The organism is Antricoccus suffuscus (genome assembly GCF_003003235.1).
Lineage (GTDB): Bacteria > Actinomycetota > Actinomycetes > Mycobacteriales > Antricoccaceae > Antricoccus > Antricoccus suffuscus.
Map to the genome: position 1 here is coordinate 162,733 of NZ_PVUE01000004.1, position 19,488 is coordinate 182,220.

The window sequence follows — 19,488 nt, forward strand, 5'->3', positions numbered from 1 at the left end:
GCCATACGACCGACTATAGAACCGATTGCCGTGCGCGTCGCTGCCCACGCGGGTTGGCATTTCGGTTTTACGACTGACGCCGCTGAAGTTCGTGGAGGTTATGGCCGCCACCCAGTAGCCTTCAGATAGTCGCCAGTCCCGGAGGTTCACTTCGATGTACGCCGCCGAACATGCTCGCAATACTCCCGATAAGCCCGCGGTCATCATGGCCGGTAGTGGCGAGGTGATCACGTACGCCGACTTCGAAGGGCGTGCCAACCAGGTGGCGCAGCTGCTTCGTGGGCTGGGGCTCAAGTCGTTGGATCACATCGCCTTGCTGATGTACAACACCTCGACGAACATCATCTGCAAGGGCGCGGCCGAGCGCACCGGTCTGAGGTACGTCTGCGTCAACTCGCACCTCAAGGTCGACGAGGTCGCCTACATCATCAACGACAGTGAGTCGAGGATCGTTGTGCTTGGCGCGGAGCTGCTGGAGATGGCGCGCGACCTGCCCGCCATGTGCTCCGGCGTGGAGCGTTGGATCGTCAGCGAGACGGGCGGTCTCGAGGCGCCGTTCGAGAGCTTTGAGGCGCTGATCGCGCCGTATCCGAAGGAGCCCATCGACGATGAACGCCTCGGCGTGGCCTTGCTTTACTCGTCCGGTACGACGGGGCGGCCAAAAGGGATTGAGCGGCCCCTTCCGGACGGGCATCCGCAGGACACGCTGCCGGTCTACGCCTTCGTCGACATGATCTTCCGACTCACCGCGGACATGACCTACCTGTCGACGGCACCGCTCTACCACTCGGCGCCCCACGGAGCATTGTCCGGTGCGATCCGGCTCGGTGCGACCTCGATCGTGATGGAACGATTTGATCCCGAGCAGTTCCTTGCACTGGTTGAGAAGTACAAGATCACCACCACGCAGGTAGTGCCGACGATGCTCGCACGCATCATGCGACTACCCGAAGACGTGCTCTCGTCGTACGACGTATCCACGCTCAAGACGATCGTGCACGGCGCCGCGCCCTGCCCGCCGCAGCTCAAGCAGGCCATCATCGACCGCTGGGGCCCGGTGATGTACGAGTACTACGGCGCCACCGAAGGGCACGGGCTCACCATGTCCGACTCCGAGGAGTGGCTCGCGCGTCCGGGCACCGTGGGTAAGCCTGTTCTTGGTGAGCTTGTCATACGTGACGACGAGGGAAATGACTGTCCGCCAGGCAAAGAAGGTGTCATCTGGTTCCGCGGCGCGACCAGTTTCTACTACAAAGACGATCCGGAGCGCACGGCGGAGGCGACCGACGAAGACGGGACAATGGCCACAGTTGAGGACGTGGGGTACGTCGATGAGGACGGCTACCTCTATCTGACCGACCGCAAGACTCACATGATCATCTCCGGCGGCGTAAACATCTATCCCCAGGAGGTCGAGGATCTCATCCTCAGCCATCCGGAGATCCTCGACGCCGCGGTCATCGGCGTCCCGGACGACGACCTCGGCGAGCAGGTCAAGGCCGTCGTGATCCGCACCGAGTCCGACAAGTCCGACGCTGACCTCGAACGCGAGCTGATCGACTACTGCACTCAGCGCGTGGCAGATTTTAAATCCCCGCGCACGGTCGACTTCGTCGAGTCACTGCCTCGTACGCCAACAGGCAAGTTGCTGAAGAAGGCGCTCCGCGCGACGTACTGGCCCGCCAAGTAGGCCGAACAACGCGGGGTCGATCTCGGCGGTCAGGCGGGCCTGAGCTGTCGTGGTTGCCGACCCAGGACGAGCAGTAGGTATCCGAAAGCGAGAATCGTGATGGCGCCCGCGACGTAGAGCCAAGCCGTGGCGCCGCTGCCCGAAGCGAATGCGATACCGACGACCGCGGTCGAGCAGATACCCGCGATGCAACGGGACAACTGGAAGAGGCCCGCGGCCTCCCCGACTTCGTCGGGGTTGGCTGCCACATAGAGGGACTGCGTGAGCGAGATAGTGAGAATGCAATAGGGGATGCCCATGGCCGCGGTGACCACGAGCACGACGTACGGCGCCGTCGACACGACGAGAAGCATAGACAGAACCGTCGAGGCAAAAAGCCCGACGCCGCCAACGACGAGCGCATGCCGAAGACCCGTTCGTTCGATCAGCCGCTCGGTGTACGGCGTAAGGAGCAGGGTGAACGCGGCCAGTGGCACGACGAGTATCCCGACGACATCGGTGCGGTAGCCGCCGTGGTCATCGAGGAACTGCGGCACCCCGAACAGAGCCCCGTAGAAGACGATATTGATCAGTGCAAAGCGCAGATAGACCATGAGTAGCTCGGTGTTAGCCCCGAGCAGTTGAAGATCGATAAAAGGTTTCACGCAGCGTGACTCTCGCCAGACGAAGACTGCGCCGGCGACCAGCGTGAGGGGAAGCAGCCACCAGATCGGTGCGGTGGGGAGCTCGAGTAGGAAGGTCAGCAGCGCCACGACCGCCACGGCGAAGGCCGCTACTCCTGGGACGTCCGACTCGACGATGGTGCTCCGCAGCGGAACCTTTGCGCGTACGCCGTCCTCCGGTGCGAAGAACAGCGAACTGATCAGGGCTAGTGCCGCAAAGGGAATGTTGACCCAGAAGACCGACTGCCAACCCATGTGGGTGACGAGTAACCCGCCGATGACCGGACCGATTGCGGAGGCGCCGGTGTCGATCATCTGGATCCGACCGATCATCTTGGGCGCACTCTTGCCGGATGAAGCCGCGATACCCCGCAACATGGCCGCGGCAGAAGGGAAGGCTGTCGCGGTACCCATCGCGAGAAAGACGCGTGCGATGCAGACGGTGAGCAGCGTGGAGGCGAACGGGCCGACAATACCGACCGCCACGATGACGCCCATGCCGAACAGGAACAGTTTCCGCGGGCCGTACCGATCGGCGAGCCGCCCCATCAACGGCTGCAGGATCGCCGAGGCCAGGTAGTAGATCGTGATCACCCACATGATCGATGCGGGATTCAGTTTGAGCTCGCCGCGCATCGTCGAGAGCGCGACGGCGATCATGCCGGAATTCATGCCACTGATCGCCGTACCGGTACACAGCGCAGCTATTGTCCGGTTCGGCCTAGACGACGTCCCCTCAGCGCGTGCGGCCACCTTGCCAATATATGGGCCGTACGTCGATACGTATATAGGCTGACCGGGCCCAATGAGTGGCCCCGTGGGTCGCCTGATCGTCTAAACGCGAGCCGATTAACCTTCAGTTAATTCTCTTATCCCGGAGGTCCACCCAAGATGTACGCCGCCGAACACGCTCGCACCAATCCTGACAAGCCTGCGATCATCATGGCCGGTAGTGGCGAAGTGATCACCTACGCCGACTACGAGGCACGTGCGAACCAAGCGGCCCAGTTGTTGCGCGGTCTCGGTCTTAAGCCGCTCGATCACATCGCGTTGGTCATGTACAACACTCCGACGTACATCACCTGCAAGGGCGCCGCCGAGCGTGCCGGGTTGCGATATGTTTGCGTCAACTCGCACCTCAAGGTCGACGAGATCGCCTACATCATCAACGACAGCGAGTCGCGTGTTGCCTTCATCGGCTCGGAGCTGCTGGAGATCGCGCGCGAACTGCCCGCCGCATGCCCCAACGTCGAGCGCTGGATCATCAGTGAGGCAGGCGATCTCGAGGCGCCGTTCGAGAGCTTTGAGGAGCTGATCGCGCCGTACCCGAAGGAACCTATCGAGGACGAACGGCTCGGCGTGGCCTTGCTCTACTCGTCCGGTACGACGGGCCGCCCGAAGGGCATCGCGCGGCCGCTGCCCGAGGGCCATCCACGCGACACGCTTCCGGTCTACGCGTTCACCGACATGATCTTCCGACTCACCGCGGACATGACGTATTTGTCGTCGGCGCCGCTCTATCACTCGGCGCCACACAGTGCGCTGTCCGGCGCGATTCGGCTGGGCGTGACATCGGTCGTGATGGAGCGATTTGACCCCGAGCAGTTCCTTGCACTAGTTGAGAAGTACAAAATCACCACCACGCAGGTGGTGCCGACGATGCTCGCGCGCATCATGCGACTGCCTGAAGAGGTGCTCTCGTCGTACGACGTGTCGACCCTCAAGACGGTCGTGCACGGCGCGGCACCGTGCCCGCCGCAGCTCAAGCAGGCCATCATCGATCGTTGGGGTCCGGTGATGTACGAGTACTACGGCGCCACCGAGGGTCACGGTTTCACGATGTCCGATTCCGAGGAGTGGTTGGCGCGCCCTGGCACCGTTGGGAAAGCGGTGCTGGGCGAGCTGGTGATCCGCGACGAAGACGGCAACGACTGCCCGCCAGGCAAAGAAGGTGTCATCTGGTTCCGCGGCGCGACCAACTTCTATTACAAGGGTGATCCGGAACGTACGGCTGAGGCCACCGACGAGGATGGCGCGATGGCGACCGTTGAGGATGTCGGCTACCTCGATGAGGACGGCTACCTCTATCTGACCGACCGCAAGACCCACATGATCATCTCCGGCGGCGTAAACATCTATCCGCAGGAGGTCGAGGACCTCATCCTGAGCCATCCGGAGATCCTCGACGCGGCCGTCATCGGCGTACCGGACGACGACCTCGGCGAGCAGGTCAAGGCCGTCGTCATCCGCACCGCCTCGGACAAGTCCGATGCTGACCTCGAACGCGAACTGATCGACTACTGCATCGAGCGCGCCGCGCGGTTCAAGTGCCCGCGCACGGTCGAATTCGTTGCCGAGTTGCCCCGTACGCCGGCCGGCAAGCTTCAGAAGAAGGCGCTCCGCGCGACGTACTGGCCCGCCAAGTAGCGCGATCCGTCACAAAATCCCCGACGATCCGTCACAAAATCCCCGATGATCCGTCACAAAATCCCCGATGATCCGTCACAAAATTCGGATTCAAGGCTGGGGAATTTTGTGACGGGTGGGGGCCTCGCGAGTGGGCGGGTCTGCGCTGGGCGGCCGACTTTGTAGGCTGGGCGCATGGCTGCTATCGAGTTCGTCAAGCACGACATCACCGCACGCGTACCGGAGCTCACCAACCCCACGTCGATCGTCGAGGTGCCGCTCGAGGTGCGAGTGGATCCGCTCACGGGCCACACTTCGCGAATCATCACCGGCTCTAAGCTCGCGCCGCAGACCCGCCCCGACCTGTCGGAGCTGACTGCGACGCCACCCTTCTGCCCGTTCTGCGCAGACAAGATCGAGATGGCGACCGGTTCCTTCGACCCGTCGATCACGGACGAGGGCCGCATCCGTCGTGGGTCGGCCGCGGTCGTCCCCAACGTGATGGCGTACTCGGAGTTTTCATCGGTCGGCCTCTACGACACCGAGTCACACTTCCTCGACCTGCCCGAGCTGACGCCGAAGCGGGTCGGTGACCTGTTGGAGGCATTTACGGTCTACACCAAAGGCGTGCACGGACTGCGTCCCATGTGGTCGTCGGTCAACGCCAACTATCTGCCTCCGAGCGGCAGTTCGCTGATTCACCCGCACGGCCAATCCGCTCATGATGACATTGGTACGACGGTCCAACGCAACCTTGTGAACCTCTCTCAGCAGTGGGCCGGCCCCGGGTCCTACTGGGATGCCCTCGTAGGTCAGGAAGAAGCCGGCGAGCGGTGGATCGGTCGTCGTGGCCGAGTCTCGGTCCTCACACCCTGGGCGCCGATCGGCTTCCATGAGGTGTGGGCGGTCGTCGATGGCGCACACGACATCACCGAACTGACCCCTGACGACTGCGCGGATCTGGGCTTTACGCTGTCAAAGGTCTTCCAGACCTACTTCTCGCTCAACCTCACGGCGTTCAACTGGGCGATGTACGGCGGAGGGCCGTCGCCGTCCGATCGATACTCGCTGCTGCTGAGGGTTGTGAGCAGGTCCAACGCGGAACCGATGTATCGCAGCGATGTCACCTACTTCGAGAAGTTGCACTCCGAGGCGATGATCGACCTCGCCCCCGAGGGCATGGCCGCCGAGGTCCGAGCCAACTTCACCGACTAAAGGACTCTTCGATTTGGCGGACTTCGTCGAGACCGACGATCTGTACGACGTCGTCGAAGGAGTCCATGCGGGCGCGCGCTGCATCCGTCGAGGATGTCGACTTCAGTGTGGTCAGTAGGTCGCGGAGCGCATGTGTGGCAGCCAAAAGCGTGCTGATTGGGAAGATCACCAGACGGAATCCGAGGTCGCGGATGACGTCGATGTCGATGCCCTCGGTCTTTCCGCCTTCGACCCAGTTGAACAGCAACGTGTGGTCGGAAAGCGAGTTCGCGACCTTCTCGATGTCAGCGCGCGTGGGGGGCGCCTCGACAAACAGTACGTCGGCCCCGGCGTCGGCAAAAGCCTTCGCGCGGTCGATTGCCGCGTCGACACCCTCTATGGCCGCGATGTCTGTACGCGCGATGACCTGGAAGTCCGGGTCGGTCCGCGCCGCGACGGCGGCCCTGATCTTGGAGACGGCCTCACCAAGATCGACGACCTCCTTGCCGTCCATGTGCCCACAGCGCTTGGGGAAGACCTGGTCCTCGAGCTGGATCGCGCTGGCCCCAGCCTGTTCGTACTCGTGCACGGTGCGTACGACGTTGAGGGTGTTGCCGTAGCCGGTGTCGGCATCGGCGATCACCGGTACGTCGATGGCGGCTGCGACTCGTCGTACCGTCGAAGCCATCTCGCTCTGGGACACGAGCCCAATGTCGGGTCGGCCCAACAAGCTCGCGGTCGTGCCAAACCCCGTGAGATAGCAGGCATCGAAGCCGGCGTCGTCGATCATCCGCGCGCTGAGCGCGTCATAGGCGCCGGGCGCGATCACCATGCCTCGAGCCAATGCCTCACGCAGTTTGCGTCGGGCCGGCGGCTGTGGGTTAAGAAAATCAGACATGGTCGTCCTCTATATCGGGGTGAGCGGGCGGATCGGGCAGGGCGGAAAGCTGTCCTGACGGCGGTTGGTGAGCAATGACAGTCGTCCACGCGGCGCGCACGTGTGACTGCATGACCGATTGTGCCCATTGCGGATCGTGTGCGGACAGTGCATCGACGAGCTCGTGGTGGTGCGCCAGGCTACGGCGAAGTGATCGGGCCGAATATTGCTCAAAAGTGCGGTGCACCAACGGGACTTGGATGATCGACGCGATCACGCTAGCCAGCTGAGAGTTGCCGGATCCCTCGACGATGTGGCGATGAAACGCGTTGTTGAGAGTGGTGAGCTGCGCGAAGTCCGGCGTATCACTGACGGCCTCATCCATCGCTGATGCGAGCGAGTCCAGCTCGGCGATCTCGATAAGCCCGGCGGTAGCGGCCAGCGAGCACGCCCAGGGCTCGAGCACGTAGCGCATGCTGAAGATTTCCTCCAGCTGCTTCGAGGACCAGGTCTCGACCCGTACGCCGCGGTTGAACTCGTGCCGCACCAGTCCTTCTGCGGTCAGCCGGCGAAGAGCTTCGCGCACCGGCGTACGACTGACTCCCAGCTCGTCGGCGATGTCACCCTCGCGCAGCCAGCTGTCCGAGACGCGTCGCCCGGACAGTATCTCGCGGCGGACCGTGGCGTAGACGAGCTCGGACGCACGGGCGGGGTCGGAGTTGGGGGTAACTGTGCGCACGAGCGTCAACCTATCAGGCAGAATCAGCTGCCCAAGAAGGGCAGATCGTATGCCATTCTAGCGCGCGCTATTGATCGACACCCTGTTACTCCGTATGTTTGAGCCGTGGCTAACGCGTGATTGCGGAAAGTCGTATACGACTTTCGGGTTGGGTTTGCACGGGGCTTGCGTTGCCGCTAAGTGTTTTTGGTGCTGAACCGCAAATTGGGAAGGAAGCCGGTTATGACATTTCGCCTGGGCGCCGACGTCGGGGGGACCTTCACCGACATACTCCTGATCGACGAGGAGAGCGGCGCGAGCTACCGGGCTAAGACGCCCTCAACTTCCGAAGACCAATCGATCGGCGTACTGCGAGGCATCCAACAGGCCTGCGATTCGGCGGGTGTCACGCTGGACCAGGTGCGCGAGGTCCTCCACGGTACGACGGTCGCCACCAACGCGATCCTCGAAGGGAAGGGCGCGCGGGTCGGGCTCGTGACGACCCGGGGGTTTCGCCAAGTGCTCCAGATCGCGCGCTCGTTCGTGCCCGGCGGACTGGCCGGCTGGATCATCTGGCCTAAGCCAGAACCCCTTGCCGCACTGGAAAACACCGTCGAGGTGACCGAACGGGTCGACTCCGACGGCAAGGTCGTCACCGAGTTGGACGAGGACGACGTACGCCGCGCGCTGCGCCAATTGAAGACGCGCGATATTGAGGCGTTGAGTGTAAGCCTCATCAATGCCTACGCCAACGCGGACCACGAGACTCGCATTCGAGAGATCGCCGCCGAGGAGCTGCCAGGGATCGAGGTGTCACTCTCCTCGACGGTGCTCCCCGAGCTGCGCGAGTACGAACGCACCATTACTACCGTTGCCAACGCCTATGTGCAGCCGCAGGTGTCCCGCTATGTAGCCAATCTGGAGCGTGAGCTCACCGACGCCGGGGTCGACGGCAAGCTCTACATCTTGCGCAGTGACGGTGGGCTGATCGCGGCGAGCTCGGCGCAACAAAACCCGGTCTCCATGCTGATGTCTGGGCCTGCCGGTGGCGTCACTGGCGCGGCCTGGTTTGCCGAGCAGGCAGGCTTTCCGGACTTTTTGACCTTCGATATGGGCGGTACGTCGACGGACGTTGCACTTGTGCAAGGACTGCAGCCGCGGATCGGACGGGAGACCAACATCGGTGACCTTAAGGTCCGCGCGACCTCGGTCGACGTCCGCAGCGTGGGTGCTGGTGGCGGCTCGATCGCACACGTCCCCGAGCTCACCGGCGCATTGCGGGTCGGGCCTCAGTCGGCCGGCGCAGTGCCTGGCCCGGCGGCGTACGGCAGCGGCGGCACCGAGCCGACCGTCACCGATGCCAACGTCGTACTCGGCTATCTGCCCTCTGACCTGGCCGGCGGCGAGGTGAAACTCGACCGCGAGGCCTCCCGTGCGGCGGTGGCGACGATTGCCGAAGCGGCGAAGCTCGGGTCGGCCGAACACGCGGCCGCCGGGATTATCGACATCGTCAACGAAAACATGTTCGGCGCGCTGCGGTTGGTGTCGGTGCAGCAGGGCTTCGATCCCCGGGAGTTTGCGCTTGTCGCGTTTGGCGGGGCCGGGCCGCTTCATGCCAACGCGCTTGGCAAGCTGACCGGCGCGTGGCCGGTGATCATCCCGCCCTCGCCCGGCGTGCTGTGCGCGTACGGCGACGCGACGACGAACATGCGCAACGAGGCTGTACAGACGCTGATCCGCACGTTCGACGCGCTCACCGACGACGAAATGCGTTCGATGATGCAGGAGCTGGCGGACGAGGCGCGGGTACCGCTCGACGAGGAAGGGATTCCCGAATCGGAGCAAAAGGTCACCTATTCGGGCGACCTGCGCTATCACGGGCAGGGATTCGAGATCCCGGTGACGATCGACCTCACCGCTTTCGACGGCAGCGGAGCCGGGCTGGCTAGCCTGCGTGCGGAGTTCGACGCCGAGCACAAGCGGCTCTTCGACTTCCTTCTCGACAACAACCAGCACGAACTGGTCACCCTCCGTGCGACGGCGGCCGGCCCGCGTCCGCAGATCGGATTGACGACGCTCGAGGGCGGGGGCAAGGACCCTGCCTCGGCGTACCTTTCGGACACCGAGGTCTGGATCGACGACGCCGTCGTGAAGGCCCGCCAATACGACCGCGGCAAACTGAAGGCCGAAAACGTCGTGACCGGTCCGGCGATCGTGACCGAGATGGACTCGACCACGTTGATCCTGCCCGGACACGAGGCGACCGTGCATCCCAGCGGAAGCTTGCTGATCAGGCCAATCGACAACGAGAAGCAGGAGAGCTGAGCTATGGCACGGCTGATTGAGACCGCATCTGAACAACTTCACCGGGTCGACGTCGACCTCGTCACGCTCGACCTGGTCGAAAACGGGCTGCGTAACGCGCGCTACGAGATGGACGAGGTCCTATTCCGTACGGCGCTGTCGCCGGGCATCCGCGAGCAGCATGACGAATTCCCGCTGATCGGCGACCCGGAAGGCAAGATGGTCGTCGGCCAGTTCGGCCTGTCGATCCCTGACTTCCTCGAGAATTTCGACGGTGACATCGAAGAGGGCGACGTACTGCTTACGTCCGACCCGTACGCGTGCGGGGCCGCGATCAGTCACGCCAACGATTGGCTGATCGTGATGCCGATCTACTTCGAGGGGCGGATTGTCGGCTGGTCGTCAATGTTCGGGCACATGACCGACGTGGGCGGCAAGACGCCGGCGTCCATGCCCACCGACGCGAAGACGATCTTCGAAGAGGGCGTGGTCATCCCGCCGTTCAAGCTCTACAAGAAGGGCGCCATCGACGATGATGCGTTGCGGATCATCCTCAACCAGGTCCGCAAACCCGAGTGGAACCGTGCCGACCTTAACGGGATCGTCGCCGCCTGCCGTACGGCGTCGCGCCGTGTCCAGGAGATGTGCTCGCGCTTCGGTGTCGACACCTACACCTCCGCGTTGGATGACCTGCTGGACCGCAACTATCGGGCGATGAAGGTGCTGTTACAGGCGGTGTTCAAGGAAGGGGAGACGCTGTCGTTTACCGACTACATCTGTGATGACGGTGTCGGTTATGGGCCCTACGAGCTGAAGCTGAGCCTCACCAGGGTCGGTGACAAGGTCACTCTCGACTTCAGCGGCAGCAGCCCGCAGGCGCAAGGACCGATCAACTATTACATCAATGAGAACCTCGCCCGAATGTTCTTCGGGATCTACATGATCACGGTGGCCGACCCGCAGATCCTGTGGAACGACGGCTTCTATCCACTGGTCGACGTGATCATTCCCGAGAAGTCCTTCTGGAAGCCCGAATACCCGGCGGCCCTCAACGCACGCAACCACGGCATCGGGCGGATCTTCGACCTATTTGGCGGCCTGCTCGGTCAGACGAACCCAGACCTGCTCAATGCCGCCGGCTTCTCCTCGTCGCCGCATTTCATGTATTCGGGCAACTACGGCGAGGGCGAGCGCAAGGGGGAGTGGTTTCAGCTCTACTCAATCGGGTTCGGCGGCATCCCGGGCAGGCCGATCGGTGACGGCCCAGACGGGCATTCGCTGTGGCCGTCGTTCGTCAACATCCCCTGCGAGTATCTCGAGTCGTACTACCCGCTGCGGATCGAGATGATGGAGACCGTCACCGACAGCGGCGGCTCGGGTCTTCACCGAGGCGGCAACGCGGTCGACGTCGCCTACCGATTCCTCGAAAACGGCACGATCGCGATTCACGACGACCGCTGGCTGACGTATCCCTGGGGAGTCAACGGTGGCGAGCCGGGTACGCGTGGGCGCAAGTGGCTGGTGCGCGAGGACGGTAGCACCGAGATCCTCGCCAGCAAGATCCACAACTACCCGGTCAAAAAGGGGGAAGTACTGCACTTTGTGACTTGGGGCGGCGGCGGCTGGGGCGATCCGATCAAGCGCGATCCGGAGCTGGTCGGGCTTGAGGTACGACGCGGACTGGTGAGCGTGGACGGCGCCCGGCGGTATGGCGTGGTCTGTGATGAGGATGGTGTCGTCGACGCGGGCGCGACAAGTACGCTGCGCGCCGAGATCGACGCCGGCCGTGATGGGGACTTGCCCACCTTCAACATGGGCCCGCCGATGGAGACCATTCTCGAGCGCTGTGAAGAGGAGACCGGCCTACCGCGACCCATGCCCCCGGTACCGGCATGACCGAACCGGCTGACCAGTTCGGGGCCGGGTTTGCAGGACGACTGCAGCCCGGCGCTCGGCCTGCGGTGATCGCGGTCGACTTGATGGCGGCGTACTTCGATCCGTCGAGCCCATTCGACGTGGGATCGCGCTCCTGCCTGCAATCCGCGGCACGAGTGATCGCGGCGGCGCGGGCAAGCGGCGTACCGGTGCTGCATACCCGGGTGGTCTTCGGCCCTGACGGAATTGATGGCGGCGTCTTCTTAAAGAAGGTCCCGGCGCTGCGTGCGCTCATCGGTGGCGGACCGATGTCTGCGCTGATGCCCGAGGTGGCGCCTGCTGAGGACGAGGTGGTGCTCATCAAGCAGTACGCGAGCGCGTTCTTCGGTACGTCGCTGGCCAGCACGCTGCACTCACTGCGCGTCGATACGGCGGTCGTGCTGGGCGTAAGCACCAGTGGCTGTGTGCGCGCGACCGCGCTCGATGCGTTGCAGAACGGGCTCATCCCGCTGGTCGTACGTGACGCGGTCGGCGATCGTGACGCGCCCGCCCACGACGCGGCATTGCATGACCTGCAGGCAAAGTACGCCGAAGTGGTGACCGAGTCTGACGTCATCGACTACTTGTCAGGGCTGACCGTTTAGCTGTCAAGAATCGCCCGAGGCCACGAGTCTCGTGAGCGGCACATTTGTTGCGACTCGCAGCAACGATCACCGTCAGTCGCTGTGTGGCGGCACATTTGTACTCCGGATGCCCAACTCGTCACGCACGCGGCGTACCCACGCCGGTTCCTTGCCGTACCGCTGTGAGGGGATGAGTCGTCCGTTGGTGCTGTCGTCGATCAATTGCGCGATGCGCTTCTGGCGAGTCGCTTCCTGCTTCGCGCTCATCACCCAGTTGATGCAGAGCTTCCGGTACGACGGTGTGGCCGCCTCGAAGAACGCCGTTGCGATTACGTTGGCGTTGAGCTGTTCGAGCAGGTCCGGACGCAGTGTGACCGAGGCTTGCTCGTAGGAGTAGATCGCCTCCCTGTCGGGCTTCCGGCGCTCAAAGGCCGCTAGACCAGCTGGCATCATCCGGCCGGCCTCGCTCAGGGCGGCGACGGCCGCGACGTTGATGCGACTCCAGACACTGCCTGGTCGTCGCGGCGTCCAGCGCTGTCGGATGGCGTCCTCGTCGATCCGCTGTACCTGCGAGTCAATCCAGCCGAAGCACAGAGCTTCGAGGACTGCCTGCTCCCAGGTCAGTCCGCGATTGGTCACATGCTTCTTGTTGAGACCCATCCAGAGATCTGGTGCCGTGTCGTGGTTCTTCGCCAGCCAGGACCGAAATTCGTCGGGTCCGGAGAAGAACAACGCTGGCCGTTCGTCCGAACCACCCGGAGTGCCGATCATGCGGTTGGCTTTCGAGGGCGAGCGGGCATGCAACGATCTTGCCATGTGCCGTCGCGTGGGCGGGAATTTTGCAGCGCGGTCGCTATGCCTGGGGGCTAACACCACCCCAAAGACGGGTATCTGCGCGATCGATCTGCCCGGTGGACGTCGGTTGAATTGAGCCATAGACTTGATCGCCGCCATCGCCGGATCGGGCGTGCTGTACGTCGTGCTGTTCACGCTGTGCGTGCTCGACGGGTTCTTCCCCCCGGTTCCGAGCGAGGCTGCCGTCGTCGCGATGGCCGCGCTTGCGGTATCGACGGGGCATCCGTCGCTCCTGGCCCTTGGAGTGGTGGCCGCCGCAGGGGCGGCCGTGGGGGACAACATCGCTTACGCCCTCGGGCGGCGGCTTGGTATCTCGAGGTTCGCGTGGATGCGCCGGCCGGGGGTAAGGCACGCGCTGGATCGTGCCGGCCACGAGTTGGATAACCGGCCGGCTTCCGTGCTGCTGACCGCACGTTATGTTCCAGTCGGCCGCGTGTTGGTGAATATGACAGCGGGTGCGACCGGGTTGTCGCGGCGACGATTCGTCCCGCTGAGCATCATTGGTGGCGCGAGCTGGACGGCGTACATGATCGGACTCGGCGCGCTCGTGGGGACGTGGGCAGGTAGTCATCCAGTGCTGAGCATCCCGCTCGGGATCGCTCTTTCGGTGCTGCTTGGACTGGCCATTGACGCGATCAGGCGGTGGGTCTGCAAACCCGAGACCGCCAGTGACGGCGACGGACCTGTGCCAAGTCAGGCGCCAACTGGGAGATCCGATCCGGTCCGGACCGGTGATGTACTGTCCATTCCAGTGGGCCGATGAGCAGGATGATCAGGCGCAACTGCATGCGCACTAGCGGCCTGTTGTGGTGCTCTCACCTGCGGTGACTGCAATCACGGAAGAGGGCATATGAGCGAGACAGCGACGGAAAAGGGCACCTATCTGGGCGGACTGAAGGTGCTCGAGATCGCCAACGAGCTTGGCGAGTACGCCGGCAAGCTGTTGGCAGGCCTCGGCGCAGACGTGGTCAAGGTAGAACCGATCGGCGGAGAAATGACCCGCGGTTACGGCCCTTTCTACCGCGACGAGCCAGACCCAGACCACAGTCTCTACTTCTGGCACTACAACGTCGCCAAGCGATCGGTGACGTTGGACCTCGACTCGCCCGAGGGGCAGCGCGAGTTCGAGGTGCTCGCTCAGCATGCCGACGTACTGATCGATTCTCGGCCCGGCTCGTATCTGGCCGACCGTGGCCTCGGTTATGAGGCGCTGTCCGGCGCGAACCCGGGTCTGATCTATTTGCGGATCACGCCGTTCGGCGAGGATGGCCCATGGGCGGACTTCCAAGGAAGCGATCTAGTTCATCTGGCGCTCGGTGGGATGGCGATGAACTCGGGCTACGATCCCGAGCCGGACGGTCATTACGACACGCCGCCGATCGCGCCGCAGATGTGGCAGGCCTACCACGTCGCGGGCGAGCAGGGCGTGATCGCCGTGATGGCCGCCTTGCTGTATCGCGGTGCGCGCGGACAAGGCCAATATCTGTCGTGCGCGGTGCACCAGGCGAACGCGGTAAACACCGAGCTCGACCTGCCTAACTGGCTGACGCTTCGCCGGCCGCATCGTCGCCAGACGGGGCGGCACTCGTCGCCGGTGACAACGCCGAAGGCGCTGACTCAGACCAAAGACGGACGCTACCTGCTGCCGTACGTCACGTACGTGCGCAACTTTCCGTCCAGCTGGTCGGGCGACATCGCGGCGTTGCGGAAGTACGGAATGCAGGGCGAACTTGACGACCCGGAGTGGGAGGACCCCGACTTCCGGGCTCAGCGGCGCGAGCACATCGCTTCGGTGATGGATCGTCTCGTACGCCGGTTCACCTACGACAGCGATTTTTGGCGGGAGATGATCGGCCGGGGACTGCCATGGGCGCCGGTGCGTACGCCGGAGGAGAATCTCGCCGACGAGCATTGGAAGGCGCGTGACTCGTTCGCTGAAGTGCAGTACCCCGAGGTCGGCGAGGGCTTCGTCGACGTGGGTGCGCGGTGGGTATGCGACCAGGTCGACTGGGTCGTCGGCCCGCGAGCGCCTTTGGTCGGTGAACACAACGGCACCATCGTCGAGGAATGGACCGCCTCTCGGGACGTCGGCTCGGGCGCCGCGAACCCAGAGCGGGCGGCCGCAACATCGCCGTACGGCAAGCCGTTCGCGCTCGCCGGGCTACGCGTCGTCGACCTCAGTTGGATGCTCGCGTCCGCGGGCGCCGGCAAATTCCTGGCCGCCTTCGGCGCGGATGTGATCAAGGTTGAGCACGAGTCGCGCCTGGATGGGATGCGCTTCACCGAGGTCGTCTATCCGCCCGGCGGCCCCGCCGAACGGGACGCTGCGCGCGCCCCGATGACGCCCACGCCGCTGGACACGTTCAACAAGTCCGCCAACTTCATGGAGATCAACACGGGCAAGTCCGCGATCTCGCTGAACCTCAAGGATCCACGGGGAAAGCAGATTCTTGAGGACTTGATTCGGGACGCCGACGTGGTGATCGAGGGTTACTCGCCGGGCACGATGAAGCGGATGGGTCTGGGTTACGACCGGCTCAAAGAGCTGAACCCGGACGTGGTCTACGTGCAACAGTCCGGCCTCGGCGAACGGGGCACCTACGACCGCGCCAAGGCATTCGGACCGACCGCGCAGGCGTTCTCCGGTCTCACCGACATGTCCGGATTCCCGGCGCCCTGGCCGCCGGCCGGGATCGGCTATAGCTACCTGGACTGGTTCGGCGCTTACAACGCCGCGACGGCGATTCTCGCTGGGCTCTACCGCCGCGACCAGACTGGCCGGGGCTGCCACATCGACGCGTCCCAGGTAGAAACCGGGATGTACCTGGCTGGGACCGCGATCCTCGACTACACCGCCAACGGCCGGACCTGGAGTCGGCGCGGAAACCGCTCGCCAGACAAACCGGCCGCGCCGCACGGTATCTACCGGGCGGACGGCGATGATCGATGGATCGCGATCGCCTGCTTCACCCAATCGCAGTGGGTCGCGACCGCCGAGGTGCTCGGCCACCCTCAGTGGGTTGACGACGAACGGTTCGCCACGCTCGAGCAGCGACTGGCGCACCAAGACGAGCTCGACGCGCTCGTCGGGGCCGAGACGGCGACACGGGAACGATACGAGCTGATGGGTGCGCTGCAGGCTTCCGGCGTACCGGCCGGGGTCGCCCAAAATGCGGAAGACCGCGTCGACAATGACCCGCAGTTGCGTCACCGTGAATGGCTGGTCAAGCTGAAGCAAACCGAAAATGGTGTGTGGCCGGTGAAGCAACTGCCGGTACAGATGAGCGCTACACCTCCGCACGTCGGCGGCGTCAAGCAGCGCAACGGACCGAACTACGGCGAGGACACCGCCGAGGTACTCACCCGGATACTGGGCCTGTCCGACGTGGAAGTAAAGGCGCTCTTCGAGGAGGGCGTCGTCTAGGTCAGGCCGAGCTCGGCGGGCAGCTCCGGTACGTCGAGACCAATGTGCGTGGCGAGGAAGTTGTGTACGACGCCGTACCAGATCCTGGCGAGGTTCAACCCAAACAGACTGAGCCAACCGGCGAACTGTACACCACAGCTATTCCAATGGCGTCAGGGTCACCGAGTCCTCAGCCCGTGACTCCCCGCGCCGCCTCTCTCCTCCAATGCCGAATGGAACCCTCGAATGATCGTGTCGATATCGCGTTCAGTGTGTTCGGTGCTCAGGAAGAACATTCCTTTAGGTGCGACGTAGGTACCATGCGCCAACATTCGTTCGGACACGTCGGCCATGGCAGCGGAATCTGATGTAATCAGATCTGAGTATGAGTTCTTGAAATCAGTGCGTCCGAAGAATACTTTGACCAGTGATGCGAGGTGGTTAACCTTGATCGGCACGCTCATATCCGCCGCAGCCTGTTCAAAGCCGGTCGCTAGACGTTTCGCCAGTCCGTTGACTCTGGCATACATCGCGTTGCCGCCGTCCTCGATCATATCTAGTACGGCGAGGGCCGCCGCGACGGAGGATGGGGTCGCGTTGTACGTTCCACCGATAGTGACTCGGCCGTCCAACACGGATTCCATTGCTGCGTCCGTCCCTGCGACTAGGGCAATGGGGAAACCAGAGCCGATTGCCTTCGCATATGTGGCGAGGTCGGGCTGGAAGTCAAGAATACTCGCGATCCCCCCTGGCGCGAATCGAAACCCAGTGATTACTTCATCCAGAATTACAAGTCCACCGTGCTTGTGGGTGACGCTTTTAATGCCCTCCATCAGTCCAGGGGGCGGCAGATAGTTGCCTGCGCCCGAGACTGACGCTTCGATTATGACCGCAGCCACCTGGTCGCCGATTTCGGCCATCAACTGTGTGAATGAATCGAGGTCACCCCAGTTGGCGACTACTATGTTTCCCGGCACCGCAAGCCCGTGGTTGGTGTGCGCGATTTCGACTTTGCCGCCGTGGTGTGCTGTGAGCGGCGTTCCAGGCGTGTTCACGAATACTGGGTCGATCCAGCCATGGTAATGGCCCTCGAACTTGACGATGACATTCCGGCCCGTTGTGCCACGCGCTATCCGGAGCGCGGACTGTACTGCCTCGCTGCCTGTGTTAGCGAAGGTCAACTTGTCCGCCCACGGCTGAAGGGCCAGCACTCGCTCTGCGAGTCTTGCTTCGTTGAGGTTCTGTCCGGAGAACTGCAGTGCAGTATTGATCGAATCCGTCACCGCGTCGATTACTGGTCGCGGGGAGTTGCCGAAGAACATGGGGCCGAGCGCGAGAAAACAATCTACGTAACGATTGCCATCTATGTCGGTGAGGTATGCGCCAGACGCGTTGTCCATAGTTACCTGTACGTCTCGGTTTCGTGCTCGCGAGGCGAGTCCTAGCGGTATAACTCTCGACACGCGGTCGTGATATCCCGACGACTTCGGGAGGCGTCCTCGTAAGTCGCCGTAGGTGTCGACAGTAGTTCGTTGATTAGACATGGGTTCACTGACCTTCTTTGAGACGAAGAAGCTTCAGCCGGATGAGGCGCCGCTTCGTCGGGTTTATGTAGGTTTGACCTACCGTACCGTAACAAGCGTTACGCGCAGAGACGTTAGAACAGAGTTGATCCAGCGTCAAGAGCCAGCAACTCGATCGGTGGGATCTACTGGATCGAGATGATCAGTGAGGCCGTACCGAATGCGAGTGTGAGCGGTTGGTGTCGCGTAGGTTGATCGCTCCTCGTATCGCGATCCACGCAAATTCTTCGGCGGCGAGGGGCTGTTGTAGTCGCTGTCCGCGGCCGGTCCATCTAAAAGCGTCATTGCAGAGAATGACAAGCATTTCCGCGAATCCCGCCGTATCGGGAGCCTCGACCCCGAGGACGAGGAGAAGGCGAACAAGCAGGGCCCGGTAATCGGTCGCCATTCGCTCTAGTTCGCTGCGAACGTGCTCAGATAGGACGGGGGAGATGCGGTCTGATGCGACGATAACTTCCCACGCCGGGGTTGACTTCGGATGGTCGAGTGACCACCTGACGTGCCGGAAGACGAGACTGCGCAGGTTCTCGATTGCTTGGTCGTCAGATCGCAGACCGCTCGCTTGATTCGCATAGAACTCCTGCACGCGCTGAAGCATTGCCTCGGAGACTAGCTCGTCCTTGCCGCCGGGAAAGTAGGAGTACATCGTCGCGACGCGCATTTCGACGGCAGACGCGATCTTTCTGACCGAAGCACCCGCAACCCCTTCGGATGCAGCCAGCTCGAGGGTGGCGTCCATGATCTTCTGGCGCAGGTCGCTCCTGCTGCCGTTATGCGCCGCTTCGGCGGCAGCATAGCGCCGCCGATACTCCTCAATCGCACTCTCGACCGTCAACGTATTGCCTAACATGTGTGTCTTGCTCTGTGCCAGATAATAGAAGAGCGAGGCAATTCCTCAAGCCGGATCCTGAACAACTGTCCGACACTGTAACCCCACCCTTGACGTCGATCGTGTGCCTGCCCTACGTGTCTAGCCGACACATGGGCGAGCAACGGTCCGCAGACGACCCAACCGAAGCCTGCCGGCGATCTTAGTCGGTTCGGATGATCCGCATGCCGTGCGTCTCCGGAGCGAGTCGGCCGGAGATTCATTTGTTGAGAGTGTTGACTCTCCAGCCGTTTCAAACTAATCTCACTTCACCAACGGCGTAACGATCGTTCCGCACGTGTGTCTCTGTGGCCGCGGCGGTTTGCAAAACCCAAGACCTGTTTAGCCCTACAGCCATACCCGTTCGCCAATGATCACAAAGTTCAGGTCATTGCTCTGAAGCGTGCTCTGTTACTGCTACCCGAAGGGA

Annotated in this window: 14 protein-coding genes; 8 read left to right on the top strand and 6 right to left on the bottom strand. The window is 62.9% G+C overall.

Features of this window, described 5'->3' with window-relative positions; genetic code table 11:
• Positions 1–154: 154 nt before the first annotated feature.
• Positions 155–1,690 carry an AMP-binding protein gene (locus CLV47_RS07175; RefSeq protein ID WP_106348339.1) on the top strand — a complete coding sequence of 512 codons (1,536 nt, stop codon included), beginning with the start codon at positions 155–157 and terminating at the stop codon, positions 1,688–1,690.
• 29 nt (positions 1,691–1,719) lie between these two features.
• On the opposite strand, the gene CLV47_RS07180 is transcribed toward CLV47_RS07175, so the two are convergent.
• Positions 1,720–3,105 carry an MFS transporter gene (locus tag CLV47_RS07180; RefSeq protein WP_202862434.1) on the bottom strand — a complete coding sequence of 462 codons (1,386 nt, stop codon included), beginning with the start codon at positions 3,103–3,105 and terminating at the stop codon, positions 1,720–1,722.
• Between the two features lie 138 nt (positions 3,106–3,243).
• On the opposite strand from CLV47_RS07180, the gene CLV47_RS07185 reads away from it, so the two are divergent.
• The gene (locus tag CLV47_RS07185) at positions 3,244–4,779 is read left to right on the top strand and encodes an AMP-binding protein (RefSeq protein ID WP_106348341.1); all 1,536 of its coding nucleotides are present in this window, start codon (positions 3,244–3,246) and stop codon (positions 4,777–4,779) included.
• 174 nt (positions 4,780–4,953) lie between these two features.
• A complete protein-coding gene (locus tag CLV47_RS07190) occupies positions 4,954–5,973 on the top strand; it encodes a hypothetical protein (RefSeq protein WP_106348342.1) in 1,020 nt (339 codons plus the stop codon).
• Here CLV47_RS07190 and CLV47_RS07195 read toward each other — a convergent pair.
• Both CLV47_RS07195 and CLV47_RS07200 read right to left on the bottom strand, forming a co-directional pair.
• Positions 5,963–6,850 (bottom strand): isocitrate lyase/PEP mutase family protein, encoded by an 888-nt coding sequence (locus CLV47_RS07195; protein WP_106348343.1) that lies wholly within the window; start codon positions 6,848–6,850, stop codon positions 5,963–5,965. The genes CLV47_RS07190 and CLV47_RS07195 overlap by 11 nt on opposite strands.
• Positions 6,843–7,568: a GntR family transcriptional regulator gene (locus CLV47_RS07200; protein WP_146135310.1), complete on the bottom strand. Its 726-nt coding sequence runs from the start codon at positions 7,566–7,568 to the stop codon at positions 6,843–6,845. Before CLV47_RS07200 ends, CLV47_RS07195 begins: the two co-directional genes overlap by 8 nt.
• Before the next feature lie 222 nt (positions 7,569–7,790).
• Here CLV47_RS07200 and CLV47_RS07205 point away from each other — a divergent pair, with 222 nt between their 5' ends.
• Genes CLV47_RS07205 through CLV47_RS07215 form a run of 3 tightly spaced genes read left to right on the top strand, consistent with a single transcriptional unit; the run spans position 7,791 to position 12,370 of the window.
• Positions 7,791–9,872, top strand: coding sequence for a hydantoinase/oxoprolinase family protein (locus CLV47_RS07205; RefSeq protein WP_106348345.1), 2,082 nt, complete (start codon positions 7,791–7,793; stop codon positions 9,870–9,872).
• A 3-nt stretch (positions 9,873–9,875) separates the two neighbouring features.
• A complete protein-coding gene (locus tag CLV47_RS07210; RefSeq protein WP_106348346.1) occupies positions 9,876–11,747 on the top strand; it encodes a hydantoinase B/oxoprolinase family protein in 1,872 nt (623 codons plus the stop codon).
• Complete coding sequence (locus tag CLV47_RS07215; protein ID WP_106348347.1) at positions 11,744–12,370, top strand: isochorismatase family protein; 627 nt, start codon at positions 11,744–11,746, stop codon at positions 12,368–12,370. Before CLV47_RS07210 ends, CLV47_RS07215 begins: the two co-directional genes overlap by 4 nt.
• A 72-nt stretch (positions 12,371–12,442) precedes the next feature.
• On the opposite strand, the gene CLV47_RS07220 is transcribed toward CLV47_RS07215, so the two are convergent.
• On the bottom strand, positions 12,443–13,165 hold the full coding sequence (locus tag CLV47_RS07220; RefSeq protein ID WP_202862435.1) for a YdeI/OmpD-associated family protein: 723 nt from the start codon (positions 13,163–13,165) through the stop codon (positions 12,443–12,445).
• A gap of 124 nt (positions 13,166–13,289) precedes the next feature.
• Here CLV47_RS07220 and CLV47_RS07225 point away from each other — a divergent pair, with 124 nt between their 5' ends.
• Positions 13,290–13,967, top strand: coding sequence for a DedA family protein (locus CLV47_RS07225; protein ID WP_202862436.1), 678 nt, complete (start codon positions 13,290–13,292; stop codon positions 13,965–13,967).
• 87 nt (positions 13,968–14,054) lie between these two features.
• Positions 14,055–16,628 (top strand): CaiB/BaiF CoA transferase family protein, encoded by a 2,574-nt coding sequence (locus CLV47_RS07230; RefSeq protein ID WP_106348349.1) that lies wholly within the window; start codon positions 14,055–14,057, stop codon positions 16,626–16,628.
• Positions 16,629–16,786: 158 nt separating this feature from the next.
• Here CLV47_RS07230 and CLV47_RS07235 read toward each other — a convergent pair whose 3' ends face one another.
• Together CLV47_RS07235 and CLV47_RS07240 are read right to left on the bottom strand one after the other, a co-directional pair.
• Positions 16,787–18,151, bottom strand: coding sequence for an aspartate aminotransferase family protein (locus CLV47_RS07235; protein ID WP_106348350.1), 1,365 nt, complete (start codon positions 18,149–18,151; stop codon positions 16,787–16,789).
• Positions 18,152–18,332: 181 nt separating this feature from the next.
• On the bottom strand, positions 18,333–19,040 hold the full coding sequence (locus CLV47_RS07240; protein WP_106348351.1) for a TetR/AcrR family transcriptional regulator: 708 nt from the start codon (positions 19,038–19,040) through the stop codon (positions 18,333–18,335).
• Positions 19,041–19,488: the final 448 nt, after the last annotated feature.